This is a genomic window from Halosegnis longus, assembly GCF_009663395.1.
GTDB classification, from domain to species: domain Archaea; phylum Halobacteriota; class Halobacteria; order Halobacteriales; family Haloarculaceae; genus Halosegnis; species Halosegnis longus.
Genome location: NZ_QKNW01000001.1, coordinates 631732 through 655390, shown reverse-complemented (window position 1 = coordinate 655390; position 23659 = coordinate 631732). Strand labels below are relative to the sequence as shown.

Here is a 23659-nt window from a genome sequence, read left to right as displayed (position 1 = left end):
GTTCCGGTCGCGATTTCCGGATGATGCTGCCGTTTCGTCGGCAACACTCGCCGGCGGATTAATGTCACAGGCAGTCGCAGGCCGAACCATGCCCAGTGATGACACGGCAGACGTACAGTTGGAGTCGCGGCTGCGCGAACAGGAGTACTTCCGCCCGCCGCCGGAGTTCGTCGGCCAGGCCAACGCGACCGATCGCGACATCTACGACGAGGTGGGCGAGTTTCCCGAGGGGTTCGACCGCTACGCCGAACTGCTCGACTGGGACGAACGCTGGGACCAGACGTTCGACGGTTCGAATCCCCCCTTCTTCGAGTGGTTCGTCGGCGGGAAGCTGAACGCCGCCCACAACTGCGTCGACCGCCACCTCGACGAGCGGAAAAACCAGACCGCCATCCTCTGGGAGGGGTCGGACGGCGAGCAGGTGAATCTCACCTATCAGGACCTCTACCGCCGGGTGAACGAGACGGCTGCCGCCCTCCGGGCACAAGGGGTCGAGGAGGACGACGTGGTGACCATCCATCTGCCGATGGTGCCCGCGCTCCCGATTACGATGCTCGCGTGTGCCCGTATCGGCGCACCCCACTCGGTCGTGTTCGCCGGCTTCTCCGCGCAGGCGCTCGCCGAGCGCACCGACTCCGCCGACTCTGATTACATCGTCACCATCGACGGCTACTACCGCCGCGGTGAGTTCCTAGACCACGTCGAGAAGACGGACGAGGCGCTCGAACAGACCGAGCGCGACCCCGACGTGCTGGCGTGGCTGCGCCACGACGAACCGCAGGCCGACGTGTCGGACGACTACGTCCGGATGGCCGACCTGCTCGACGAGCACGCCGGCGCGCGCGTCGACCCCGTCTCCCGCGATGCAGAGGACCCGCTTTTCCTGATGTACACCTCCGGCACGACGGGGAAACCGAAGGGGTGTCAACACCGAACCGGCGGCTATCTCGCCTACACCGCCGCCACCTCCAAGAACGTCCTCGATATCGAGCCGGGCGACACCTACTGGTGTGCGGCCGACATCGGCTGGATTACCGGCCACTCGTACATCGTCTACGGCCCGCTCGCGCTCGGGACGACCAGCGTGATGTACGAGGACACTCCCGACCATCCCCACAAGGGTCGCATCTGGGAGATCGCCGAGAAGTACGACGTGGATATCTTCCACACCTCGCCGACGGCGGTCCGGATGTTCATGAAGTGGGGCGAGGAGTACCCCGAGGCGTACGACTTCGACTTCCGGCACATGACGACGGTCGGCGAGCCGATTCAGCCGGAGGCGTGGCTCTGGTACTACAAACACATCGGCGACGAGGACGCCGTCATCGTGGACACGTGGTGGCAAACTGAGACGGGTGGCCACCTGCTCACGAATCTCCCCGCGCTAGACGACATGAAACCCGGCTCCGCGGGACGGGCCTGTCCGGGTATCGAGCCGGCGCTCGTCGGCGACGACGGCGAGACGCTCCCCGAGGCGTCGGGGCAGGCCGGCAACCTCATCATCGAGCGGCCGTGGCCGTCGATGCTCCAGACGCTGTACGGCAACGACGAGCGGTTCATCGACACCTACTGGGCGGAGTTTTCCGACACGGACTCCGACGACTGGCGCGACTGGAACTACAAGGCCGGCGACGGGGCGGTCCAGTCACAGGACGGCTACTGGCGCGTCCTCGGGCGATTGGACGACGTGATGAACGTCGCCGGCCACCGGCTCGGCACGATGGAACTCGAATCGGCCGTCTCGGAGGTCGAGAAGGTGGCGGAGGCCGCCGTCGCCGCCCGCGAGGACGCCCAGAAGGGCGAGGTACCCGACGTGTACGCCGTCCTGCGCGAGGGTATCGAGGAGAGCGAGTCGGTGCGTGAAGAAATTATCCGCGCCGTCGAAGACGAGATTGGAAAGTTCGCGCGCCCGGCGAACGTCATCTTCGTCGACGACCTGCCGAAGACGCGTTCGGGGAAGATTATGCGTCGCATCCTGGAAAACATCTCCAACGAGGAGAAGCTGGGCAACACGACGACGCTGCGTGACCCGTCGGTTCCGGAGCAAATCCGGGACGAACTGGCCGAGAAGTAACGGCCGCGGTCGGTTCCACTACCTTTTTGCGCGCAACCCGCCACCTGTCGGTATGGAAAACCACGAGCGTGCCGACCCGGAGAATCCGACGGTCACCTTCCACACGACCCACGGCGACATCACGGTCGAGCTGTTTGCCGACCGCGCGCCGAAGACGGTCGAGAACTTCCTCGGGCTCGCCCGCCACGAGCCGGCCGCCGACGCGCCGCCGGCCCCGGAGACGGACACCTGGAAAGACCCCGAGTCCGGCGAGGTGCGGGGCGACTCGCTGTACGCCGGCGTGCCGTTCCACCGCATCATCGAGGGGTTCATGATTCAGGGCGGTGACCCGACCGGCACCGGCCGCGGCGGGCCCGGCTACCAGTTCGACGACGAGTTCCACGACGACCTGACCCACGACGGGCCGGGGCTGCTGTCGATGGCGAACTCCGGGCCGAACACCAACGGCTCGCAGTTCTTCATCACGCTGGACGCCCAGCCGCACCTCGACGGCAAACACGCCGTCTTCGGGCAAGTCATCGACGGGATGGACGTTGTCGAGGAGCTCGGTTCGCTCCCGACTGACCGACAGGACCAGCCACAGGAGGACGCCGAAATCGAAGCCGTCTCCGTCGAAGCCTAACGGCTCTCTCCTTCGCCGTTTTCACGTCGGCGAGCCGCGCGGCTCGAAAAGGGTTATCTGACCCCGCCCCCCACCACCAGGTATGAAGATTGACTTCCGGGTCATCGCGCTCCTGCTGTTGGTGCCGCTGTTGGACGCGATGCTGCTTGCCGTCCTCGCGACCCGTCTCTCCCTGGTCGCTATCGTCGCGCTGGTCGTCCTGACGGCACTCGTCGGGATGGTGCTCGTGCGCGCGGAGGGGAGACGCACGCTCGCCCGCCTCCAGCGGAAGCTCGCGACCGGCGAGATGCCGACGAACGAAGTGGTCGACGGCGCGCTCCTGTTGGTCGCCGGCGCGATGTTCCTCACCCCCGGGCTGGTCACCGACTTCGTCGCGCTGCTGTTGGCGCTGCCGCCGACCCGGTATCCGGCTCGCATCGTCGTGAAGAAGTACGTCGTCACGCCGTATCTCGACGCCAAGACCGGCGGCTTCGCCACCGGCAACGTCTACATGGGTGGGTTCCCGAACGACGGCGACGGGAGCGCAGGACCCGGCGCTGGCACCGGTCCCGGCGGCGGAGCCGGCCCCGGAGCAGGGTCGCAATCGACGGACGGAGACACGATAGACATGGACGGCGACGAGTACCGAAACGTCGACGACGACCGATAGCGTCTGCCGAAACGAAACCGTTAAACAACCGACCGCGGTACGATAAGATGCGCTGACCTGGGCCAATAGCTCAGCCAGGTATGAGCGCTCGGCTGATAACCGGGAGGCCCTCGGTTCAAATCCGAGTTGGCCCATCCAACTTACGGGCGATTATCGTCCGACCCGAATCTCGGGCGTGGGCCTCCCCAGCCTACCCAATTCTGGCGATACCAACTTCCGAGCAACCGCTGTTTCATCCCGAGTTCAGGAGGACCACGAACGGCCAACCGCGCAGTCTGGCGATTACCGTATCCGAACGGGGTGGTCGGCGTGAGTTGTCGATGCGACGGCCCGCCGGTCGTGCAGCACGATGAACGCGATAGTGCTTACTGTGGTCGCTGTGGCGCCATGCTCGTCTCGGGTGGTAGCAGATGACGCCGCTGGACTTCCAGCGTGTCCGTGACGCCGAATCAGACAGTTGGACGCGGTCACATCCAGATCGGGCGCTCATCGAGCCGCAGGCGCTCGGTGAGTGGCTCGTGATGCTTCCCGGCGGTGAGCCGCACGTCGTCGCCCTCGAACGCGACCACGGCGCTCTCGTCGGCGAGTGCGACTGCAAGGGCTTCGAGTACCGCGACACCGCCGATACGCCCTGCGCTCACCTGTGCGCTATCCGGCGAGCTGCATGGGACAACGAGACCGGCCTGTCGGAGACGACCGACACCTACGGCGAGCCGATTCGACTCGTCGACGTGGAGCAGGAGCAGGCCGACCACCACGTCGAGCGAGCGATGGCCGACGGCGGCACGGAGGTCCGACGATGAACGGCCGCCCGCGCCGTATCTCGCCCGTCTCGCACGCGCACGCGCCCTCCCCCGCGCACGAAGCCGGGAACGCACCAGCACCGGGGGAGGCCGACTACCAGTTGCGAGCTGTCGCGCCGTGTTGTGATTACGGCGTGATTACGTCGGTGATTACGTCGGGGGGTGTCGCGGCATGAGCAAGCAAATCGAGGCGAACCCGTCGCGCATCTCATTCGCGCCGGGACGGGTCGACGCTCAGAAACTCGACGAAATCGCCGACGAACTCGGCTACGAGTCGCGGGCCGACTTCATCCGTGACACGCTCGCCAACCGTATCGCCACCCACACCGAAGCCAGCCCGTCCGCGACACTGCACCAGCCCGACAACGACGAGCTGGCCGACGCGTACGACAAGCTGCTCGACCTCTCCGACCACCCGCGCGGTTCCCGGGCAATCGGTGTTGAGGAAGCACGAGACCAGCTATGGACGCAACGCTGTCCGAAGACGGCCGTCAAGGACCGACTGCTTCGGCCGCTCGCCGAGGGCGGTTTCATCGCTGTCGCCGGAGGGCAGATTCACGTCCGTCGCCGAACAGAGGAGCAGGTCGCACAGGCCGAACAGGAGGGAGACGCGACGCTCAACAAGCTCAAAACTACCTCGCCGTCTCCTCCACCGAGTGAGACCCGCACGCCTGAGCAAGAGCACATCGCGAAGTACCAGCGCGGAAACCTCAACGTCCCCTTCCGACTCGGCGCATGGGTCGCGTCTCAAGTCGTCTGGACGGAGGCAGACCGATGAGCGAGCGTGCAGGAGACGAGCAGGGAGACTACCGTTTCACGGCGATCGACTATCCGCATCCGTTCATGGCTCCGGACACCGACCGGCTGACGATTTGCTGTTGGTTTGACTTCGGGTGTCGGGCCTTCTCGCTGGAGGTGGCTGACTGATATGTCTCCCGACGCTCTCTACCACCGACTCGGCGACCCCTGTCCGTACGACGACTGTGACCAGCGGTTCCTCGGCGAACACGGCAAGCAGCGCCACCTCGACCGCCGGCACGGCGAGCGCGGTCGCTACCGAGTGACGCCGCAGAAAACGAGTCTCGGGCTGTAAGCCCGACGCCGCTCCTTCTTCAGACGAACGACGGTAACGGTGTGCCGGCGACGAGTACGCCGAACACGATACCAATAACGACACCGCCGAGTCCGTACCACGGCTCGCGTCGGACCTCACCGACGACCGGCGCGGACGGGTCCGCACCCTTCACCTTGCCCGCTTTCAGGCCGAGCGCGACTGCCACGACCACCGCGGCCAGTTCCCACCGCCCAGTCGTCCCGGCGGCGATACCCGCGCCGAGCCCGACGGCCAGCGCGTGCCACTCCCCGGCGTACGAGAGGAAGCCCGGCCGGGGCGTGTCGCTCTCCTTCGCGCCGTCCGGTGCGTGCCGGAGGAGCCACTGTTTCACTCGCGTTCCGAGATTCGTCCCGTCGCTGTCGTTGCTCATCGCTGACTCACCACCACAGCGGCGGCACCGAGTCCGGCGAGCAGGAACTTCGGGTCCAGCCCGTCGCTATCCGACTCCTCGGTCTGTTCCGGCTCGCTCGTGCCCAGTTCGGTACTCGCGTCCAGCTCGTCGCGGACCTCCTCGACGGCGTCCACGGCAGTCGTGCTCGGGTCGCCGTCGCTGTTCGCCTCCTCGATGGTGTTGCTCATGCCGCCCGGCGTGGTCGACGTGTCGGACTCGTCGGTCGTGTCTTCCACGTAGGCCCGCGCTCTGCCGGCGTCGTCCTCCGTCAGCAGCGGGTCGTCGTCCGTGTCGTCCGACTCGTCGTCCCCGCTGTCGTCGTAGCTGCCCGCGTCGTTGAACGGGTTATCCGACCCTGTCGGCGTCGTCGGCGGGTCGTCGTCCGTGTCGATGTCGGGTTCCGGGTCATCGGGTATCGTCCCGACTGCATCATCCTCAGCGGCCGACTCAGACGTGTCTCCGTCGCCGTCCGGGTCTGCGCCCATCGGCGTGCTTGAACCGTTGTCGTCGGTGACGACGCCCGACTCGTCGAACGTCGGACCACTCTGCCCGAATGGGTTGCTCGCCGTGCGCTCGCTCCGGTTCGCCTCCGGCGGGTCCGGTTCTGGGTCCGGTTCCGGTTCTGGGTCCGGGTCCGGCTCGGGAGTATCGAGCACTGGGTCGGGCGTCAGGTCCACGTCGGATGGGTCGGCTGGGTCGCTCCCGCCGCCACCTGTCGACGGTGGAATAACTCCCATTAGTGGTCACCTCGCTGTGCAACAGTCGTTCCGGCGTGCGTGCCGGTAATGTGTCTGTGAATCATGCTTCTGCGATATAGACGGTCTCCGAGGCCCCGCTTTCCGTATCGTCGAATTTGTAGTAATGTCCGTCCGGCACCACGGCCGAGACTGACGTTTGCCATCCATCTGGACAGTACGATGCGTCGACGAGTCGCTCTGTCTGAGTGCTTGCGACGTACAGCACTGCTTGCGTTTCTCCACGGAACTCATCCGCGTCGAAGACAACTCGGAGACGCTGGGGGCCTCCCGACGTGTTCTGATACCACGTCTGGTCCTCTTGCGACACCTCTTGATATGCTCCGGCTGGATGGGCGGCGGCAGTGCTTGCGTGGTCGGATAGCTCGCTATCGCTTGCCAGTCCGTCGACACTCCCAGTCTGCCCGTTCACCGACTGCACCGGCGCGGCGGCTTGCGCCTCACTGTCGGAGTACCGCGTGTGATGCGCGTCCCCATCGCTCTCGTGCGACGACAGCGCGGAGGCCGCGCCCGTCTGGTCGTCGGTCACGTCGTGGGGATTGGCCGTATCGGTCGCGTGCGACGATAGCGCGGACGCTGCACCCGTCTGGTCGTCGCTCACTTGGTGCGGGTTGTCCGTCCGCGTCGCGTGGTCGTTGATGGCCGTATCGAGAGCGGAGAGGTCGCTCGACGTAGCCGACGCGAGACTGTCGAGTTCTGACTGTGTTGCCGTGGCAAACGCCAGCTCCGCCTGCGTGACCGAACCGTCAGCGAGTTCGGACGTACCGACTGCGCTCGCCGGGATGGACACCTGTCCGTCGCCGTCAAGCGTCAGGCCGTTCCCGAGCGAGACCGCGACGTTCCCGTTCACGTCCACGGTCAGCGGATCCGTCAGTGCCGCGAGCAGCGTCCCACCCGACACATCGAGACCGTCGCCGACCGACAGTCCAAGCCCTTGTTCGCCGTCTTCGGTGAGCGGGCCAGAGACGGACACCGGGTTGTGGTGCTGGGCCGGCGACACGTCCAGCAGGTCCGCGTGGCTGATGTAGCCCGTCACCTGCCAGTCCGTGCCGTTGTAGACCTTCACCTCACCGTTGCCGTCACTCCCCGCGTCGGTGTCGAACCACGTTTCCCCGAGCTGCGGCGAGTCCGGCGTTCCGGCTTGGACGTAGTCGAAGCCGCCACCGCCAGCGGCACCGCCGACGAAGCCCGCCATTAGGCTTCCTCCGGCTGCTCGCCGATGATGTGCAGCGTGTCGCTATCGTTGCCCGCGGAGGCAACGAGTGCCTCGGCGTTCTCGACGCCGAACGACAGGCCGGTGCCCTTCGACAGCGGCACCGTCGCCGAGTCGAAGCCGACCATAATCGGCCCCGAGTTCCCCGGGTCGGCGAGCAGTACCAGCTCCTTGCCAGCCGCGACGGGCTGGCTGGGGAGTCGGTCCTCGCCCGTGCCGGGCTGGTGTGCGGTCGCCTTCCCGGTCGCCGCGTTCGTCAGCGCGGCCGACTGCCGTCGCTGTTCCTCGTTCGTCGCAACGCTCGCGGCTTCGCCGTCCGCGTCCTCTGCGCCGGTTATTTCGGCTCCGAGTGGGGCCATTATTTCTCCCACCCCACGACCTGCATCCCGTATGTCTGCGGCTTTGTGGCAGTGTTCCGGATGATGAGTTCGAGCTTTGTCTGAAACTCCAACGGCGGCATGAAGCACTGGCTCAGGTCATCCACGTCGGTCGGCGGCAGCGCGGCCTGCGCGTACCGAGTGACGCCGTCCGCAACGACCTCGTAGGTCGTCCCACCGCGCTTTCCGATTGCGATAATCGGGAGCCAAAACGTCGTTCCCGACTGCTCGGGCGTGAACGTGATGCTTGCTCGCCCGCCCTCTGGAACAACGACCTGCTCAACCGCGTGGACGGGTGTCGCCCCGTTCGGCGGTTCAGTCATTGTTTCCCTCCGGTTCGGTCGGTGAGGCGACCTTCTCCGCCTCCCGACGCTCCTGTTCTACCATCTCCGTTATTTCGATATTGTCTGTGTTCATTGGTCTACGCTCGATAAATCGAGGTCGTCGGATTCTATCTCGCCCGTCGCGAGTGCTTGGACGAGTGCCGACGCCGCGCGCTCCTCCTCGCGGACGTGCTTCGTCTCGGCCTCCTCGATGAGACCGTGGTCGGCGAGCACGTCCGCGTTGTCTCGTGCCAGTCGGTGCGTCTGCTCCCACTCGCGACGGAACTCGTGGAACTCACGGCGGATTCGGTCGGCCGTCCACGCCAAGAATGAGAGCACAATCCCCGACCCGAGAAGGGCGAGGAGTTCCGCGCTTGCAGAGGCTAACACGTCCATGTTACCCCGCGATGTCGCTGCCACTGTCCAGCATCCACGCGATAGCGAGCAGTACGAGCACGCCGAGGAGCGCGTTCAGACCGCCGCCACCGCCGCCGTCGGTCAGGAACGGGAAGATAGCGGCGAGCGGGTTGCTCCCGCCGTCACTGTCGTCGTCATTCCCGCCGTCGTCGTCCGACTCGTCGTCCGTGTCGGCCGGCGGGTCGGGTTCCTCTGAGTCGGTGGTGGTCACGCTAACGGTCTGACTGATTTCGCCTGTCTCCTTGCCGCTGCCGGGAAGCCGCACGAACGCATCAACGTAGATGGTCCCCGATTCCGGAGCCGTGAACGTCTCTGTGTGGGTTTCGGCGTTACGGCTTAGCGGCTTGGTCTCCATGCAGGTCGGTCCTGAGACCCGGGTTTCGCTACCGTCGGAGAAGACGACCTCTAAGCTGTACCCTCTGGCTTCGCCATTTTTCCGACAGCTATCGTTGTCGAAGGGACCGATGAACGCCGCTCCGTTCTTCACGACAGCGTCAACCTCGAACGGCTCGCCGGGGTCGACAGTATCCGGTGCCGAGACCCGTTCAAGCACGATGTTGCCGCCCTTCGTGCGCTCGCTCATGCTATCACCCCGGTCGCGACGAGATACGCCACGACGAGCACTGCCACCAGCACCAGCGTCGACGTGTCCACGTCGTCGGACACCGACACGTCGCTGTTGAGCGGCGTCTCCGTCGACTCGCCCGAGCTGCCCGCGTCGTCCGTCGTCGTGACGACGCCCGTCACCGAATCACCTCCGCGATGGAGACGACCGTATCGGTCGCGAGCAGCAGCACGATGCTGATGAGGAACAGGTCTTGCACCGTCAGCACGACTCGGTGGCCTTCGAGATCGAGTATGAGCCGCGGCGTGCTGGTCTCCTCGGCAGGGTCGTTACTCGGCGTCGGCGGCTGGTCAGGGTCGGCGAGACCGCCGGCTGTCGTGGCCGTCGCTGCTGGCCCGCCAGCCTCCGCCGTCGGTCCCATGATGCCGCCCTGCATTGTTACTGCCTCGACCCTTCGACTCGCACCGGCTCAGCCACACCCTCAACGGGGCCAGACGCCCCGCGGAATGGCAGGTCGATGAGCGCGTTCGCGGCGACCGTCTCCGTCCCGTCGTCGGTCGCGTCGTACGTGAGTGCCGCCGAGTACGGCGCGTCGACGTACACGTTCACCTTGAAGTCCTTCGGGACGAGGGGCTGCCACTCGTGCGAGAAGTCGAAATACAGCGGGTTAGACGCCGTATCGCGGCGGTGCAGACTGCCAACCTCGCCCACGAATAGCGGCTCGGACACGCCGTTCGGTGCGACCTTCTCGATGGTGACGAGTCCCTGCGCGCTCGGCGTGTAGAACGCCGTGAGCGTGCTGTTCGCGTCCGGGTCGGTGTACGTGAACTCGTTGGCAGCCACGTCGACGCTGTCGGGCTGGACACGAACGTTGCCGTCGTACAGCACGAGGTTCTGCGGCACCGCGTTGCTGTCCTCGATGCCGTGCGTGGCGGTGAAGTTCTCCGCGTCGCCCGCATTTCCGTCGGTCGTGTAGGTCTCTACTGCGACGATGGACAGGTCGAGCGGCGTGGTCTCGTCGAACGAGATGAGTCGGTTGGCCTGATACGTCGCGAGCAGCGAGCGCGAGCCGGGCGTCGTTGTCGATTCCTCAAACTGCGCCTTCTGGAGCGTGTCCGACGTCACGTCGAGATTCTGGAGCCGCTCCTTGACTTGCTCGTACATGGTCAGTTCGAGACCGTACGGGCGTTGTCGCGGTCGATTTCGACCTGCGAGTTGTCCCAGTCGATTTGCGCGCTGGACTTGATTGCGATTTCCACCGTCTCGATCTGGGTCGCGGCGACACCGCGGCCGTCGAACTGGATGCCGATACGGTCGCTGTATTCCTCGTCCTGCTGCTGGGCGAGTGTGAGCCGGTTCCAGACGCCGATGTTGGTCAGCTTCTCGCTGACGTGGATCGGCTGATCGAGACGCGGCCCATCGAACCGGAACACGAGTTCCGTGTCGTTTGGGAGCAGCTCGTCGTTGGAGTCGCGAAGCTTCGCGAAGAAATCGACATCACCGCCCTTGTTCATGATTTTGAGCAGCAGCCCGTCGATGGGCGACAACTCCAGAATCGCCGTCATCCGGCCGGTGTCGTTCGTCTTCTCCGTCGCTTCCACGTCTTCCGTGCCGAGGTTCGTGATTGCTTGCTGGCCCGTCATGATTAGTTACCGATGGAGGTGATGGTCTCCTTCACGCCGGCTCGGCGAGCGAGCGCGTCGGCGGTGTAGACGCCTGCACCGAACTGCATCGGGCGGGCGTACGGCACATCACCGACCTCAGCGAGAGCGATAACGGCGAGGCCGTTCGCTTCGTCGGGGAGGTCGCCGGGAGCGAATCGCTCGGCAAGGTTAGCTGTAATACTCGATGCCATGAATCCGGCACCGGCCGCCCCCACCATCTCGGTGTAGGTGCTGGTGTCGGACAGCACGTCGAACGCTTTACCAAATTCCATTGCGGGAGAACAGAGAGATTCGCCGGTAAAGGCGCTTACAGCAAGTATTTGGGCGGATTGGGGACAGAGACGGGGAGTATGTGGGAAAGTTACGTCACTCTGTCAAAATCTTCGAGAAGAAGGCGGACGAACTCGGCGCGCGTCGGCATCTGGCCGTTCCGGTGCTCCTCTGCGTACTTCTCGCGCTTCCGCTCGAACCACGCTGAGGTGGTGCCCGAGAGGGTAATATCGGTCCTGTCTGTCATGGGTCGATAATCTCTGTTGCTCGCTTCCCGTAGTGGGTCGTCTGCATCTCGGTCCCCTTCGTATTGCGCCGCTCTATCTTGCCGTCGTCGTCGCTGAATATCCACTCTGAGCCGATGGTGTCGCCGTCGTCGTCTGAGAACTTCCGGAGCGGGATTGCCACCCCGTCAACAAGAAGCTCCGGAGGGTACTTCTCGGTCTGCTGTGTGCCAGCGTTCGGGTTGTGGATCTCCGGCGGGTACTCTGCCGACTTGCCGACTTTCGTCAGGTCGGCGTCCGATGTGAACCCGCCGAGTAGTCGTTCATCTGCCTGTGCAACAACCGTCTCGTCCACCTCCGCGAGCCGCTGTGACACCCACATCGACGCCGCACCCTCACCGCGCCCCGTCGTCGCGAGTCCCTTCACGGGGTCGAGAAGCTTCCCGTCCTGTGGGGCGACGAAGTGTGCCTCCTCGACGACTACCACGACCTCGTTACCCTCACGCGCCAGCCGGCGAGCAGCGGTAATCATCCGAGCACACGCTTCGCGCCACGCTTCAATTCCGATTCGGTAGCGCGCGACGACCGTCTTCGGGTTCGCGGAAAGGAGTGCCTGCCAGTCGGTCGCGGTCCAGTCCCGCTCTCGCGGACCAGCGATGAAGTGACTCGCCAGCCCGCCTTTGACGAGTCCACGATACTCGTCTTTCAGGTCCAGCACCAGCAGATAGTCCTTCTCAGGAGCGTTCGCTTCAACAATTCGCTGAAGCTCGCGGCTCTTACCCCACCCTGATTTCGCGCCGATGAGCCGGCGAGTCATGTGTCGGCGTCGGCCTCCCCGGAGAACGGGCGAAGCCGTGAGTCCGGGCTGATGTAGAGTTCCGTGGAGAACCACCGGCCGACTCGAAGCCCGGCGTACAGCGGCGACTGCCACGGAACCGTCGGGTAGTCGTGGTACGCGTACACCTCGATTGGCCCGAGTGACGCCCGACGGGAGCGGTTACTCCCCATTGTCCTCCTCCTGAATCTCCGCCGTTGCGTCCGTGATGAGTTGTTTCGCCGTCCGCATATTCCCGGCGACGAGCTGCTCCATCAGGTCGGACTGCTCGACGGCGACGACTCGATTCTCGTACTCGGCCAGTTCGGCACCGTACAGGTCGTTACAGACGATGCCGGCGAGTTCGCGGTCGGTCGCTTCGATGCCGTCGTGCTGCTCGCGAACGCCGGCCGCCCACGTCTCGATTTGCGACTCCCACACGTCCGAGTCCGCCCCCGCCGCGACGTGCTTCGGTGACGGCGTAGACTCGAACAACTCCGCGCCCATCTCCTCCGCCCAGAACTCGGCGAAGTCGCCGGAGACGACCGCCGAGACGACGGCCTGAAGCGCCTGCTTGCGCCCTTCCTTCGGCGGGATGTTGTCCGGCCGGTCGACGCCCGCTGCGTCGGCGAGGTCGAACGTCGCTTGCAGAATCTCGATCTCCATCTCGGCGAAGATACCGAGTGCGTGCTCGCCGGCTTCGGAGTCCACGAGCTTCGACACCATCGAGCGCATCATAGTTCGAACTCACCCGCGAGGTCCGCCAGCAGGTCAGTATGCAACGCGATAGGACCGCCGACTGCGACCGCGGTCCCGACCACGAGCGCCTGCTCTGGTTCCATCTGGGAATCAGACGCGTACTTCTCCAACACCGCGTTGAAGTGGTCGTCCAAGTCGATGCTCCGGAAGTGGTCTTCGTCGATAGTGTGGCCGTCGCCGTGCTTCTCGATAATCGCGTTCGTGCTCTGCGTACACAGGGCGACGTACATATCGCCCCACTCGCCGCGGGCCGGCGACGGGACGCCGTCACTCTCGTCGGCCGGTTCGGCGTCGGTCTCGTCGTCCTCCTCGGCGTTCGGGTCCATCTCCGAGGTATCTACATCGAGACCGTCGAGGTCCGCCGCGCCGTCGTCCACGGCGGGCTGCTCGTCCGTGTTCTCCGGCTCGGCGTCCGGTTCCTGCTCCTGTTCGGGCTGCTCCTCTGGTTGTTCGGCGGTCTCGTCCGGTGCTTCCTCGCTTTCTGCCGCTTCGTCAGGGCCGTCGCTCATCCGAGCATCACCCCCGTCTCAAGGGTGTCGTCATCGCCCGCGTCGTCCGGTTCCTGTGCATCCACGTCGACCACATCTTCCTCGCTCTCGTCGCCCGACAGCATGAGGTACGCCACGACCAGCGCCATGAGCAGGCCGACCACGAGATACTTCGTCGGGATGTTGTCGACGAGACCGCCGAGACCGCCGAGACCGCCGCCGGAGGTCTGGACCGGCTCCGTCGCAGCCGGTTCGTCGTCGGTGTTGTCCTCGTCGTCGCTGTTCAGTCGCTCCTGTTGGGCTTGGTATTCTTCGGGTGTTGCCACGTCGTCCTCCGTGTCGTCAGCATCGTCGGTTTCGCCGCTCTCGTCCGCCTGTTCGTCCGATTTGTCAGTGTCGTCGTCCGGTTCGTCATCCGCGTCGTCTTCATCGAGCAGTCCGGCTCGGCGTCGAAGCAGCTCGTCGTACTGTCCGCCGCTCTTGCCTTCGTGCTCGCCGGTGCCGGTGCCGGTGATGTGGCTCTTTACGCTCGATACCTTGCCCTCGTAGTCGCCGCAGATGGGGCACGCTACTGTCTGGTCGTTGTCTTCGTTGTCAGTCATGAGAATGTAGCACCTCGTCCGCTTCCTCCGGAATATATCCAGCACTGGTCCGCTCAGCCGACTGGTCGGGATGCGATGTATCACCGGGCTTCGGTTCCCGGTCGGCGACCACTGCATCCGGGTGCTCGGCCGGCGAGCGGGCCGGGCCGATACCGTCTTGCAGGCCGACCGGCGTTGCTTCCCCGCCCGCCCGGACGAATCGCCGGAGGTCTTCAGTGCCGCCCTCCGTCACGTCGTGATCGTGGTCGGCGTGGTCGGCGTGGCACTCGTGGCAGTGCTCGGCGGCCATGCGGGCCGCATCGAGCAGGGCGGCGTTTGCGTCCTCCAGCTCGCTGAAGTGGAGCGGGCCTTCATCCACGCCCGCCCGAAGCCCGTTGATAGCTTTCGCCGCCGCCTGTGCCTGCTTGAACGCGGCGGTGAACTCCGCGAGCGAGCGGCGCATTGTGTCGGTCGCCCCGTGATAGCCTCCGGCGGCACGCGAGACAGCACCGCGCTCGCTGCCGCTCAGGTCCGCCCACTTCTCGCCCGGAATCCACGGCTCGCTTTCGCTGGCGTCCGCCGCTTCCTCCCCGGCCGGCTCCCGCTCGGCGAGCAGGCTGGTCGCTTCGTCCTCGCTCAGGCCGCACCGCTCTTGCAGGTACTCGCAGGCTTCGCTGTCCCCGCTTTGGCAGAAATCCCGAGCGTGGTCACAACCCGCCTGTTCCTGCCGTTCTCCCCGCTTGCGCTGCTCGCGGTCCTCCCGCTCGGCGGCTTCGTCGTCGTACTGGGCGGTGCCACCACCGCGCCCGGTGCCGCCCGACCGGCGTGCTCGCTCGAAGATCGGCCGGGCGTCGTCGGCGGTGTCGACCTCCGCCACGTCGACGTGCTCGAAGGCGTTAACGCCGTACTCCTCCGCGACGTTCGCGAGTGCTTTCGCCTTCACGTAGCTCACGCCGTCGCGGGAGAAATCGAGGCCCCGCTTTTCTGACTCCGTGAGTTCTCTATTCCCGGGCTTGGCTTCGCGTGCTTCCCGGTCAGCGAAGCCCGCTTCTGCGACCGTCCGGGCCTGTTCGAGAACGTCTGCCGGCGTATCGCTGGTGAAATGCACCGTGCGAGTGCGTTTGTCGTCGTCGATGGGGCAGATGTACGCCGGGCGCTCCTCACGGAAGCGGTCGGCGTCCGACTTGTCGCCGAACTCGACTGCCTCGCTCACCTGTCACCCCTCCAGTATTCTAAGCTTGCTGTGCTGTCCACAGGCGCGAACAGCGGTGTACTCACCTACATCTCCGGAATTTGACGGAAAGCATCCAACCTCCCGACGGAGCGCTCACGGGAACCCGAAGGTTACTAGCCTTGAGTCGTTAGTGCGCCCGTATGTCGAAGACTGGTCGGGCAGACGGCGATGAACAAGCAGCGCGAACTCTACTTGGGTTCGTCACAGTGTCGGGAGACGAAGAGAACGGACTACGAGTGAGTCTGCCGAAGGATACCGCGCTCGACGAAGGTATCGAGCCGGGTGATATTCTTCGAGTAGAGCACAACCCACTTGAGGAGGAGTTTGTTATGCGGAAGTCTGAGTAGGACTCAACAGACAATCGGTGATTCGCCATACGGTCGAATGGCCGGCTTGTAGAACACCTCAGTTACCTCTGGCGGCGGATATAGAGCAGTGGGTTACCACTCTGAGACGTGTTCTACCTATCCTCTGTCAGTAACCGCGTGCTGAATATAGAGAATGGGTTCACCAGCCTCTGGTAGGGATACAGCCGATTAGCAACACTCGTCTTCGTCGGGAGTCCACTCGCACGCATTTCCCGTTGTTAGGTCGTCCTCTTCGATATAGGCCGAGAGACACGCGTAGTTACAGAAGTACTCGGGGGAGCCGCAATCATCGGCACAGTCACGCACACAGATTGGGTCGTGGTCGAAAATCCGGGAGTCACAGTACGCACAGGATTCCTCCGCGCTCGGCGTCGCTACAGTCGTGGACATAACTGAACTAAACGAAGTACCCGTGAAAATGTTTCGTGGAATACGCCCATCCTGACAGACTCGCGCTGTGTATGCAGCACGACTCCTGCGACATCATTTGTATCTGATAGAACCCACCACGGTCACTACACCACACCATTCGGTCGGAATTGAGAGGATGTATGACGGTCGGTAGAGCCCTTTGGCAAGTAAGCGACTTGTGGGACAAGTCGTTCATATTCTGCTGATACCCCCGTGATTTCGGCTCAATCCCGGGTCACTCACCGAAACATCTAGACGGATTGGCCTGCAAACTCGTGTATGGTTCGCGTTGATGACGCAGGCAGTGTGACGAAGTGTTGGTTGGACCGCGAGGAACTGGGGCAGCTCGAAGCCGCTGCCGCCCGCGCCGATTGGGAGCGTGAGATTGCGGTAACGCTCATGGGTCGGTGCGGACTCCGCGCCGATGAGGTGAACTATCCCGGTGACGCCGAGCTACGCTGGAGTGAAGACGGCGAGTGCTGGTTCGTCGAGGTTCGCGGGAAGAACACGAGCGGCGGTGATCCGAAAATCCGTGATGCGTGGGTTCCTGAGACCGCGCAGACGAATATCACCCGCTTCAGTCGGGAGCGTGGGCGCGAGACGGGCGAGTCGTGGGTGCGGGCGTCGAAGTCGAGCATCCGGCGGTGGGTGAAAGAAGCTGCTGAAGAAGTCGCACAGAATGCTACACAGCCCGAGCGATGGCGCGAGGTGTCGAGTCACGACCTCCGGCGCTCGTGGGCGACGTATCACTTGGTGGAACGGCAGGTGGACGTGCGCACGATGATGAGCGTCGGCGGCTGGTCGGACTACTCGGCTATCGAACCATATCTTGCAGAACCGACTGAGGGGCGGATTGGAGATGCTATGCGAGTCTGAAATTTACACTTCACTCTCACGCCCTGCCCCCGACGTAGTTGCGCGACGGCTTAGTTAGGCTCAGGTTTGGGTAAAATATAGTCGTACTACCAGACAATACGTAGATATGAAATACGGTGTTAATCTTGCGTCTCTGAAATCCGCTATCTGAGGCTCTGTGTGTCCTGTTTTGATATGTGCACTCAACTTGTAACACCCCTTCGTTTCAACTGGAATTGTTTATTCTCACGGTAGACTTTAGTTATACCCGCAGAACAGGGATAGTGTAGGCGGAAGCGAAGAACGCCCACGCTTCACACACGCTGGGATTCCTTCCCTTACCTCCTACGAACAGTCCATACTATGTCCCAGGAAGAGAACAACACGGACAACGAACCGCCGTTGAGGACTGCAGTCTATCGGATGCGCCAAGAGAAATACAGGATGTATCGAGAACTGGTCACACTACTCGCTAAGATAGTGGTGGCCCTCGGTGCTATTGGGTATAGCTTCTCACGCGTGGCTATTCCGATATAGCAGTCCTCAGAAACTGAGTGTTCGGTTTAACACCGGACACCCACGCTTCACACACAGACGGGTAGTACTAGCGCCGTCATAACGTTTGTGTAAAGATACAATAACAAACGAGAGTAAGATTACAACGATTCACACACAATGTGTCCCCTAAACAACCTCTCCACCTGTGAGACCCGCCCATATAGAAAATGACTGCACGACACCGATACTCAGAGGATGAATGCCTCGAATCGTTGCAATCTGCCGTTGAGCATTACGGTGAAGGCTTGACGATGCAGGAGTACGACGATCTGGACATACCCCCCTCTGCACAAGTTATCGCCGATCGTTGCGGTGGCTGGAACCTGGCACTCAAAAAAGTAGGAGCGGAGGAGTCATCCTCGCAGCAGTACACTAAACAAGAATGTTTGGAGGCAATTCGCTCGTTAGCTGTTACTCTCAACCGGGAACCAACAGTATCTGACTACAAGACCAACCGGATGAAGCCATCCCTCTCAACCGTGCAGAAGCTCTGCGGGTCATGGTCTGAGGCGAAAGAACTGGCTGGCGTAATTGATCTGGATGAGTCCCCCGAAGATGAGGCGGACGAGTTCTTTGACAAGCTCGATCAAGCAGACTACAAGCCAGACGAATGACTCTGCCCCCTGCCTTTCCATCGGCCACAGATACTTATTTAGCCGATTGAGGGGCTGATTGGCGAAGCACTATCTACTGCGTAGATCAGAAAGCCTCGTCACTGGTTTACTGGTGAACGGTTTCGGGAGTTCTGTCGCCTTGCTCACTTTGGGTGTGCTGAGTGTTGTTCTCTGAATTTTCGAATGCCCCGCCGATGGCAAGCAAATATAGATAGCGCATCAGGTGGACCATCACCATCAGGTAGTGGAACATGAAGAAGTACACTCCCGCAGACACCGCCGTAGCCACGGAATACTGTAACGAGGCATAATCGACCACAGCGATGGTTGTCCCAACGACCAAAACCAACGCAGAGAGGTTGATGAGTAGCGCGTACGCCGTTGTGGTCCGGGTTTCCCGAACGACCTTCTCCTCTACCTTATCATCCTTTGCAGAGTACCGGGCAGTACTCATCAAGGAAGTGAATGTAAACCCGAAGAGAATGGCCAGTGTTGTCGACATTGTCGACATGAACTCGGCATCAATCGGTCGGAAGATAGCAATCTGAGCAATAAGCGCAGGGACCAGTAGTAGTATGTATCCTTCCCAGTTGGATTTCTGCCTATCGTCGTAGATTTGACTGTAGAAGTTATTTACAATCGGTGCGACATTGAGTGACTTCATATCTCTGGTTCGGGTGGACCCCCCTGCTCGTCATCTAATGCTTCCTCTGGTACTCCAATATCTCTTGGGATGAGCGATGTCGTACTGAGATTGGTGTTGATATCCCTCATTAGATCGTTTGCCAATTGACGGGCCACTCCACCCAGTGTGTGCGGCGTTGGGTGGCCTCCGTAAACATCCAAATCGTACTCGTCAGGGTCAACATCCATCCGCATCTGAATCTGCTCCTTCCAGAGTGAGAACGTAAGCCGTGATTCGCCCTCAACCACGGTAACGTTGGCATTTTTGAAGTTCTGGTCCTCAACCCGACCGTAGTCAAAGTCTTCTGAGTGGTCGTTACCGGGGATTAGGCCCTTTGCGAAAGTACGGAATTTTCCCTCGTTATCTTTCGGGGTAAGCTTTAGTTCCGTTCCAACGTCCAGCTGCCCACTGATATCATTCTCAACCCGCTGGATATCGTTGCGGTCGGCATACTGCTCCCGGGCAGGAACTGTCTCCCTCCCACGGAACTTAACTGATGCAATCCCATCAGCTTCGTCCAACTTCTCAGCAACTTCCGATGAGTAATGCGGCTCTATGTTCATGTATGCCTTCCCGATATCCACGTCGTGGTGGCGCGGATGGAAGAGACTGGAAAACAACGTCTTGATCCCTTTCCTCTTGTATTTTCGAAGTATCAGGAGCGCTTGGTGGGAATCCTCGTCCGGAATGTGGAACAGGAAATAGTAGGGTGTCTCTTCAGCGTGATTTTCTTCACGAGCATCTTCGATTCGCTCGTGTTCGTCAACATCCCAGAAATCCGCGTTCCGTCCCCACTCTCCTGACTTGATGACTCCCTCAATCGTATTGCCCTCTCGGCGGAAAGATCCCTGCTCAATTGAGAATGTCTTGTATTCTTCCTCATCAACGTACACATCGCCAATATAATCGCGACAGAAGCTCTCAAAGTAATCTGCCAGATTATCATTTGGGAACTCGGGTTCCTCTTCGTGAATCTCCGTCAGCCCCCACTCAGTTTGTGGTTCTTCCACTTCCCGAACGGTAATCCAGTATGGGATGAGTTTGTTGACAGCCATCGTGATTTCTCGATTCGTAGATTAGTCTAAGTAAATATTAACCTAGTCCGTGTAGAGTGAAAGTAAAATAGCGTCTCTACCCGCGCAACGCCCGCTTCGTCGGCTGCCGATACCGGGCGTCAATCTCGCCTTCCAGATATAGCTCTCCCCACCCAGTAATCTCCCACAAATCTGGGTCAGAACTACTCTCGTCGATCGCCGGCGCGAGAAAGTCGATATCGGCAAGCACCTTACAGCGCTCCTGAATCGTTCCCTCCGGTACATCGAACGCGTTTAACTTAGCCATCTCCCCCGCTGTCGCCCATGGCTCTTCCGCGAGATATTCTAAGATTCTGTCGTCGAGCCCGATTTGATAATCGGCTTGGCGGCGGACAGTCATGGGTTAGGTCCCGTTCACCTCTCCAGCGCTCGGCTCAGTTGACGACTCGCCCTCTGCCTGTTTCTCATTCATCCAGACACCGCGCTCCACGTCATACTCTTCGTTGAGGTAACCTCGTCCCTCGTCAGTGATGACGTAGACTCCGTCGCCAAGTGCCCGAAGCAGTCCATGTTCTGCAAGAATCGAGCAACGCCGAGACACCTGTGAGTTGCCGACGTGGATGTAGTCGTTTTTCGTGAGGTTGCCCACCTTCACGAAACCATCTTCATCCTCTGCGGCAATCTCAAGAATCCGGTCGTCCGGCGCGGATTGCCAGCTCGCGCTCTTTCGCATTACTGTGTACTTTCTCACCCTCATACCTAATTGCGAGTAATTCTGCTTTGTAAACGTACTGCTCACTTCTTAGCGAGGCGTTGGATTTATGCAATGGTGCTTCATTGGATAGGGTACGAGCCTGCATGTAGGCTGATGATGACTCTGTTGGCGGTGAGAAGACCGGGCCGTGCTGGAACACGGCCCGAAGCGGGTTCGGTCGCGAACCCATGGAAACCCGAACCCTCGGGGCCTGTGCCGGCCCCGCACGACCAGACGTAACGACTTCTGAAAACAGTAGCGACACCGACGACCACGCCGAGTGTTATATCTGCGGGCGCGAGGCTGACGGCGTTGATGCACGCACCGGAAAGCCGGTGTGTTCGCGCTGTGCCCGCGGTCGCGCAACGCGGGTGATTCGTGGCCCATGAGCGGGCTGAAAGGGTCATCCGTGATGGGCGTACTCCACGATCGACATGCCGACGGCTGCGACGGCGAGGAGTACAGCGTCACACGCCCTGTCGCGTATGGAAACGGCTTCGCCGTGGTCTACTGCGAGTGGTGTGGTGACTGCGGCGCGTGCGACTACGAACTCGTCGACACTGTCGAGCCTGACCCTGAGGAGGTGGCTCGGTTCCTATGAACGACCTCGACTGGCCGGACGACTTCGACCGGACACCAGCGAGCGACCGCGAACCGTATCCGCACCGATTCCGCGTGTCCCGGTCACAGGCGTTCGACAACATCGTCGAGGAGCTGGGGAAGCTGGGTGCGGTGAACGTCCGCGTCGAAACGGCTGCTCCACACACCTCGAAGGCTCCACACCGGCCGTACGCCGACCGTGACCCGGACCACCCCGGTGTCGTCGCGTACTTCGAGCGCGGTGGTGACGGCTTCGCCGTTCCGTGTGACCGCTGGGACCGTCTCCGCGATAACGCACAGGCGATTGCGAAGTACCTCGACGCGAAGCGGGCCATCGAGCGGTACGGCGTCGCGACGGTCGGCACGGAGATGAGTACGCAGGCGCTCCCGAGCGGTGACGACGACGCGGTCGCCGCGGAGCCACCTGCCCACGACGTGCTCGGTGTCGCTTCTGACGCCCCGGACAACGTTGTACGGGCTGCCGCGCGCTCGCTGAAGAAGGAGCACCACCCGGACGCTGGCGGTGACGAAGCGCAGTTCAAGCGCGTTGTGGACGCAGAGGAGGCGATGCTCGATGAGTGACGACCTCGAACCGCTCGCGCCGGAGTCGGCTGTCGAGCTGTATCTCGACCAGCGAAGCGACGAGGTGAGCGCGTCCACGCACGAGTCTCACGAGTATCGACTCGCGCCGTTTGTCGAGTGGTGTGAAGAAGTAGAAGGCATCACCAACATGAACGAACTGAGCGGGCGTGACCTGCACGCTTACCGCGTCTGGCGGCGTGAGGAGGGCGACCTCAAGCCCGTCACGCTACAGGGCCAGCTTTCGACGCTCCGCGTCTTCCTCGGCTTCTGTGCGTCTATCGACGCCGTTGAGGAGTCCCTTCGGTCGAAGATACTGCTGCCGACCGTGAGCGGCGACGACGAGGTGAGCGAGACGACGCTCGATCCCGCTCGCGCCGAGGCGATGCTCGATTATCTCGGTCGCTACCAGTACGCGAGCCGTGCCCACGTGACCGCGCTGTTGCTGTGGCGAACAGGGATGCGTACCGGCTCGGTTCGGTCGCTCGACCTCGACGACCTCGACCTCGAAGAGGGTGCGGCCCACGTTGTTCACTCGCCGGAGACGGATACGCCGCTGAAGAATGGTAACCGGGGTGAGCGGTGGGTTGCGCTCTCTCCTGATACGGCACAAACGGTGCAGGATTACATTGACGGGCCACGCGAGGCTGTCACCGACGACTACGGATGTGACCCACTGCTGACGACGCGAGAGGGCCGCGTCTCGCGGTCGACGGTGCGGGACACGATGTACCGCTGGACCCGGCCCTGTGTGGTCGGCGAGGGGTGCCCTCACGACCGCGACCCGGACGACTGTGAGGCGGCGCAGTTCGACGGCGCGAGCAAGTGCCCGTCGAGCCGGTCGCCTCACGACGTTCGGAGCGGGGCTATCACGTCGTACCTGCTCAACGATACGCCGGCCGAGATTGTCGGCGACCGGATGGATGTCTCGAAGAAGGTGCTGGACCGCCACTATGACCGGCGTACACAGCGCGAGAAGATGGAACAGCGACGCGACTACTTGCCTGATGACCGATGAACACGACTACACACCTCTCGATTCGCGGCGTTGCACAGGAACCCAATTCGCCTCACCCGAGTTGGCCCATCCCAACCGCGAACGGGCCGAAACCGTTCCAATTCGGGCGTGGGCCTCCCCAGCCAACTCAACTTCTGACGCTACCAACGACGAGCGAGAGCCGTCGCTACCGTGGATTCACAAGTCACAGTGGCGACGGTGACTCGCGCCGCCAGTGGCACCCTACCAACGGCAGGGAAACATCGACTCCCGGCGCGGGCAGGTGTTGCAATCAGCGACTGCTCGGGGTCGTCTCGTTGACCGACGTTAGTTGTCGCCGACGACCGAGGAGACGGCGTTTGCGACCTCGGTGGCGTCGAGCGGGAGCCGCAACGTCGTGTCACCGCCCGTCGAGATGACCTCGATGCGGATGTGACTCTCCTGTGTGTTGAACGCCTCGTAGGCGATGTACGCCCCCGACGGGACGAGCAGGAGTGCGGCGAGCGCGACGATGAGCGCGAGTTCGCTCTCGATTGGCGTGCCGAGGAAGTTCTGAACGAGACTCGCGTACGCGAACAGCGCCCCGACGCCGGTGAACAGCGAGCCGAGACCGATCTTCCCCCATTGGGGTGCAGTCGCCGGATACGTCCGGACGCGCGCGCCGAGAATCTGCGGGCCGGTGAGCATAATCGACTCCACGTCGGTGGCGTCGGTCCCCTCGATTTCGTGGTCGCGCGAGCGGACGATACGCCGGTCGGTCACGACCGTGACGGCATCGTCGTCCGTGTACACCGCTCGCGGTTCCTCGCCGCGGGCGAGGTGTGGCTCGACGATTTCTCTGACCGACTGTCCACTCGCCATCGTTCA

At 62.5% G+C, this 23659-nt stretch carries 38 protein-coding genes and 1 tRNA gene; 14 read left to right on the top strand and 25 right to left on the bottom strand.

What is annotated here, in order from left to right:
• Positions 1–88: 88 nt before the first annotated feature.
• From acs to DM818_RS03675, 8 genes are all read left to right on the top strand, one after another.
• Positions 89–2074, top strand: coding sequence for an acetate--CoA ligase (gene acs, locus DM818_RS03710; RefSeq protein ID WP_075938047.1), 1986 nt, complete (start codon positions 89–91; stop codon positions 2072–2074).
• Between the two features lie 52 nt (positions 2075–2126).
• Complete coding sequence (locus DM818_RS03705) at positions 2127–2696, top strand: peptidylprolyl isomerase (protein WP_075938048.1); 570 nt, start codon at positions 2127–2129, stop codon at positions 2694–2696.
• 82 nt (positions 2697–2778) lie between these two features.
• Positions 2779–3345, top strand: a complete 567-nt coding sequence (locus DM818_RS03700) for an FxsA family protein (protein ID WP_075938049.1) — start codon at positions 2779–2781, stop codon at positions 3343–3345.
• 59 nt (positions 3346–3404) lie between these two features.
• Positions 3405–3479, top strand: a tRNA-Ile gene (locus tag DM818_RS03695).
• Between the two features lie 276 nt (positions 3480–3755).
• A complete protein-coding gene (locus DM818_RS03690; protein ID WP_153952329.1) occupies positions 3756–4148 on the top strand; it encodes a hypothetical protein in 393 nt (130 codons plus the stop codon).
• A gap of 172 nt (positions 4149–4320) precedes the next feature.
• The gene (locus tag DM818_RS03685) at positions 4321–4926 is read left to right on the top strand and encodes a ribbon-helix-helix domain-containing protein (protein ID WP_153952328.1); all 606 of its coding nucleotides are present in this window, start codon (positions 4321–4323) and stop codon (positions 4924–4926) included.
• On the top strand, positions 4923–5075 hold the full coding sequence (locus DM818_RS03680) for a hypothetical protein (RefSeq protein ID WP_153952327.1): 153 nt from the start codon (positions 4923–4925) through the stop codon (positions 5073–5075). Before DM818_RS03685 ends, DM818_RS03680 begins: the two co-directional genes overlap by 4 nt.
• Before the next feature lies 1 nt (position 5076).
• Complete coding sequence (locus DM818_RS03675; protein WP_153952326.1) at positions 5077–5241, top strand: hypothetical protein; 165 nt, start codon at positions 5077–5079, stop codon at positions 5239–5241.
• A gap of 19 nt (positions 5242–5260) precedes the next feature.
• Here DM818_RS03675 and DM818_RS03670 read toward each other — a convergent pair whose 3' ends face one another.
• From DM818_RS03670 to DM818_RS03575, 20 genes are all read right to left on the bottom strand, one after another.
• Positions 5261–5632 carry a hypothetical protein gene (locus DM818_RS03670; protein ID WP_153952325.1) on the bottom strand — a complete coding sequence of 124 codons (372 nt, stop codon included), beginning with the start codon at positions 5630–5632 and terminating at the stop codon, positions 5261–5263.
• A complete protein-coding gene (locus DM818_RS03665) occupies positions 5629–6390 on the bottom strand; it encodes a hypothetical protein (RefSeq protein ID WP_153952324.1) in 762 nt (253 codons plus the stop codon). The genes DM818_RS03670 and DM818_RS03665 overlap by 4 nt, the downstream gene beginning before the upstream one ends.
• Positions 6391–6451: 61 nt before the next feature.
• The gene (locus DM818_RS03660) at positions 6452–7603 is read right to left on the bottom strand and encodes a hypothetical protein (RefSeq protein WP_153952323.1); all 1152 of its coding nucleotides are present in this window, start codon (positions 7601–7603) and stop codon (positions 6452–6454) included.
• Entirely contained in the window at positions 7603–7980 is a 378-nt protein-coding gene (locus tag DM818_RS03655) for a hypothetical protein (RefSeq protein ID WP_153952322.1), read from the bottom strand. Before DM818_RS03655 ends, DM818_RS03660 begins: the two co-directional genes overlap by 1 nt.
• On the bottom strand, positions 7980–8321 hold the full coding sequence (locus DM818_RS03650; RefSeq protein WP_153952321.1) for a hypothetical protein: 342 nt from the start codon (positions 8319–8321) through the stop codon (positions 7980–7982). Before DM818_RS03650 ends, DM818_RS03655 begins: the two co-directional genes overlap by 1 nt.
• 90 nt (positions 8322–8411) lie before the next feature.
• On the bottom strand, positions 8412–8717 hold the full coding sequence (locus DM818_RS03645; protein ID WP_153952320.1) for a hypothetical protein: 306 nt from the start codon (positions 8715–8717) through the stop codon (positions 8412–8414).
• A 1-nt stretch (position 8718) separates the two neighbouring features.
• A complete protein-coding gene (locus DM818_RS03640; RefSeq protein WP_153952319.1) occupies positions 8719–9321 on the bottom strand; it encodes a hypothetical protein in 603 nt (200 codons plus the stop codon).
• The gene (locus tag DM818_RS03635; RefSeq protein WP_153952318.1) at positions 9318–9485 is read right to left on the bottom strand and encodes a hypothetical protein; all 168 of its coding nucleotides are present in this window, start codon (positions 9483–9485) and stop codon (positions 9318–9320) included. Before DM818_RS03635 ends, DM818_RS03640 begins: the two co-directional genes overlap by 4 nt.
• Positions 9482–9739, bottom strand: coding sequence for a hypothetical protein (locus DM818_RS03630; protein ID WP_153952317.1), 258 nt, complete (start codon positions 9737–9739; stop codon positions 9482–9484). Before DM818_RS03630 ends, DM818_RS03635 begins: the two co-directional genes overlap by 4 nt.
• A gap of 2 nt (positions 9740–9741) precedes the next feature.
• A complete protein-coding gene (locus DM818_RS03625) occupies positions 9742–10467 on the bottom strand; it encodes a hypothetical protein (protein WP_153952316.1) in 726 nt (241 codons plus the stop codon).
• Positions 10468–10469: 2 nt separating this feature from the next.
• Positions 10470–10946 (bottom strand): hypothetical protein, encoded by a 477-nt coding sequence (locus DM818_RS03620; RefSeq protein ID WP_153952315.1) that lies wholly within the window; start codon positions 10944–10946, stop codon positions 10470–10472.
• 2 nt (positions 10947–10948) lie between these two features.
• Positions 10949–11239, bottom strand: coding sequence for a hypothetical protein (locus DM818_RS03615; RefSeq protein WP_153952314.1), 291 nt, complete (start codon positions 11237–11239; stop codon positions 10949–10951).
• An 89-nt stretch (positions 11240–11328) separates the two neighbouring features.
• Positions 11329–11484, bottom strand: coding sequence for a hypothetical protein (locus DM818_RS03610; protein ID WP_153952313.1), 156 nt, complete (start codon positions 11482–11484; stop codon positions 11329–11331).
• Entirely contained in the window at positions 11481–12278 is a 798-nt protein-coding gene (locus DM818_RS03605; RefSeq protein ID WP_235907909.1) for an ATP-binding protein, read from the bottom strand. Before DM818_RS03605 ends, DM818_RS03610 begins: the two co-directional genes overlap by 4 nt.
• The gene (locus DM818_RS03600) at positions 12275–12469 is read right to left on the bottom strand and encodes a hypothetical protein (RefSeq protein WP_153952312.1); all 195 of its coding nucleotides are present in this window, start codon (positions 12467–12469) and stop codon (positions 12275–12277) included. The genes DM818_RS03605 and DM818_RS03600 overlap by 4 nt, the downstream gene beginning before the upstream one ends.
• Positions 12459–13013: a hypothetical protein gene (locus tag DM818_RS03595; protein WP_153952311.1), complete on the bottom strand. Its 555-nt coding sequence runs from the start codon at positions 13011–13013 to the stop codon at positions 12459–12461. Before DM818_RS03595 ends, DM818_RS03600 begins: the two co-directional genes overlap by 11 nt.
• Positions 13010–13543, bottom strand: coding sequence for a hypothetical protein (locus DM818_RS03590; protein ID WP_153952310.1), 534 nt, complete (start codon positions 13541–13543; stop codon positions 13010–13012). Before DM818_RS03590 ends, DM818_RS03595 begins: the two co-directional genes overlap by 4 nt.
• On the bottom strand, positions 13540–14124 hold the full coding sequence (locus tag DM818_RS03585) for a hypothetical protein (RefSeq protein WP_153952309.1): 585 nt from the start codon (positions 14122–14124) through the stop codon (positions 13540–13542). Before DM818_RS03585 ends, DM818_RS03590 begins: the two co-directional genes overlap by 4 nt.
• Entirely contained in the window at positions 14117–15316 is a 1200-nt protein-coding gene (locus DM818_RS03580; RefSeq protein ID WP_153952308.1) for a hypothetical protein, read from the bottom strand. Before DM818_RS03580 ends, DM818_RS03585 begins: the two co-directional genes overlap by 8 nt.
• A gap of 557 nt (positions 15317–15873) precedes the next feature.
• A complete protein-coding gene (locus DM818_RS03575; protein WP_153952307.1) occupies positions 15874–16095 on the bottom strand; it encodes a hypothetical protein in 222 nt (73 codons plus the stop codon).
• Positions 16096–16395: 300 nt separating this feature from the next.
• Here DM818_RS03575 and DM818_RS03570 point away from each other — a divergent pair, with 300 nt between their 5' ends.
• From DM818_RS03570 to DM818_RS03560, 3 genes are all read left to right on the top strand, one after another.
• Complete coding sequence (locus DM818_RS03570; protein WP_153952306.1) at positions 16396–16992, top strand: site-specific integrase; 597 nt, start codon at positions 16396–16398, stop codon at positions 16990–16992.
• A gap of 342 nt (positions 16993–17334) precedes the next feature.
• Positions 17335–17508: a hypothetical protein gene (locus DM818_RS03565; RefSeq protein ID WP_153952305.1), complete on the top strand. Its 174-nt coding sequence runs from the start codon at positions 17335–17337 to the stop codon at positions 17506–17508.
• A gap of 188 nt (positions 17509–17696) precedes the next feature.
• Entirely contained in the window at positions 17697–18143 is a 447-nt protein-coding gene (locus DM818_RS03560) for a homing endonuclease associated repeat-containing protein (RefSeq protein ID WP_235907907.1), read from the top strand.
• 106 nt (positions 18144–18249) lie between these two features.
• On the opposite strand, the gene DM818_RS03555 is transcribed toward DM818_RS03560, so the two are convergent.
• The 4 genes from DM818_RS03555 to DM818_RS03540 all read right to left on the bottom strand — a co-directional run bounded on the left by DM818_RS03555 (position 18250) and on the right by DM818_RS03540 (position 20619).
• On the bottom strand, positions 18250–18807 hold the full coding sequence (locus tag DM818_RS03555; RefSeq protein WP_153952303.1) for a hypothetical protein: 558 nt from the start codon (positions 18805–18807) through the stop codon (positions 18250–18252).
• Entirely contained in the window at positions 18804–19883 is a 1080-nt protein-coding gene (locus tag DM818_RS03550; RefSeq protein WP_153952302.1) for a hypothetical protein, read from the bottom strand. Before DM818_RS03550 ends, DM818_RS03555 begins: the two co-directional genes overlap by 4 nt.
• A gap of 76 nt (positions 19884–19959) precedes the next feature.
• Positions 19960–20169 (bottom strand): hypothetical protein, encoded by a 210-nt coding sequence (locus tag DM818_RS03545; RefSeq protein ID WP_153952301.1) that lies wholly within the window; start codon positions 20167–20169, stop codon positions 19960–19962.
• Positions 20170–20265: 96 nt separating this feature from the next.
• Positions 20266–20619, bottom strand: a complete 354-nt coding sequence (locus DM818_RS03540) for a hypothetical protein (RefSeq protein ID WP_235907906.1) — start codon at positions 20617–20619, stop codon at positions 20266–20268.
• A 382-nt stretch (positions 20620–21001) separates the two neighbouring features.
• Between DM818_RS03540 and DM818_RS03535 the strand changes: the two genes are divergently transcribed.
• The 3 genes from DM818_RS03535 to DM818_RS03525 are packed head-to-tail and all read left to right on the top strand — an operon-like array spanning position 21002 to position 22813.
• Positions 21002–21217 (top strand): hypothetical protein, encoded by a 216-nt coding sequence (locus tag DM818_RS03535; protein WP_153952300.1) that lies wholly within the window; start codon positions 21002–21004, stop codon positions 21215–21217.
• Positions 21214–21798 (top strand): J domain-containing protein, encoded by a 585-nt coding sequence (locus DM818_RS03530; RefSeq protein ID WP_153952299.1) that lies wholly within the window; start codon positions 21214–21216, stop codon positions 21796–21798. The genes DM818_RS03535 and DM818_RS03530 overlap by 4 nt, the downstream gene beginning before the upstream one ends.
• Positions 21791–22813 carry a tyrosine-type recombinase/integrase gene (locus DM818_RS03525; RefSeq protein ID WP_172977280.1) on the top strand — a complete coding sequence of 341 codons (1023 nt, stop codon included), beginning with the start codon at positions 21791–21793 and terminating at the stop codon, positions 22811–22813. Before DM818_RS03530 ends, DM818_RS03525 begins: the two co-directional genes overlap by 8 nt.
• Before the next feature lie 306 nt (positions 22814–23119).
• On the opposite strand, the gene DM818_RS03520 is transcribed toward DM818_RS03525, so the two are convergent.
• On the bottom strand, positions 23120–23653 hold the full coding sequence (locus DM818_RS03520; RefSeq protein WP_075938050.1) for a hypothetical protein: 534 nt from the start codon (positions 23651–23653) through the stop codon (positions 23120–23122).
• Between the last annotated feature and the right edge of the window lie 6 nt (positions 23654–23659).